The organism is Mesorhizobium sp. M2A.F.Ca.ET.067.02.1.1 (genome assembly GCF_004023285.1).
Classification (GTDB): Bacteria; Pseudomonadota; Alphaproteobacteria; order Rhizobiales; family Rhizobiaceae; genus Mesorhizobium.
Genome location: NZ_RZSB01001321.1, coordinates 1 through 721, shown reverse-complemented (window position 1 = coordinate 721; position 721 = coordinate 1). Strand labels below are relative to the sequence as shown.

General features: G+C 63.5%; 1 protein-coding gene. It reads left to right on the top strand.

The window, feature by feature from the left end:
* Positions 1-721 (top strand): aminomethyltransferase family protein (locus EOA28_RS37580; protein WP_148671204.1); only part of this gene is annotated, 721 nt, incomplete at both ends.

Sequence of the window (721 nt, the reverse complement as noted above, 5' to 3'; positions counted from 1 at the left end):
GGTCCGGGCGCCGCCGAATGGCTGGCGCTTCAAGTGACCGGCCTCGTGCCGAAGCCCGGCCGCATCGGCCTCGTCTATTTCTCGGATGACAAGGGCCGCATCGTCACGGAGATGTCGGTGGTGCGTCACCGCGAAGACCTGATGACGCTGATCACTGCCGCGGTGGCGCAATGGCACGACTTCGAATGGCTGAAGTCGCCCATGCCTGCCGATGCGGCTTTCACCCTGACCGACCGTACCGAGGAATACTCGACCCAGATCCTCGCCGGCCCGAATTCGCGCAAAATCCTGGCGGAGCTTTGCGACGCCGATCTCTCGCAGCCCTGGCTCACGCATCAGGAAACGACGATTGCCGGGCGCTGGGCGAAGCTGGTGCGCGTCTCCTTCGCCGGCGAGCTCGGCTGGGAGATCCACAGCAAGGTCGCCGATACGCTCGCTGTCTTCGATGCCGTCTGGGCCGCCGGCCAAAAACATGGCCTGAAGCCGTTCGGCATGTATGCGCTGGATTCGCTGCGGCTCGAAAAAGGCTACCGCACCTGGAAGGGCGATCTTTCGACCGACTATTCGATCCTGCAGGGCGGGCTGGAGCGCTTCGTCAAATGGGACAAGCCCGATTTCCGCGGCAAGGCGGCCTTGCTCAATGAGAAACAGCAAGGCGTGAAGAAGCGCTTCGTCACGCTGGTCGTCGAGAACCCCGGCGACTGCGACGCGCCCTATATGT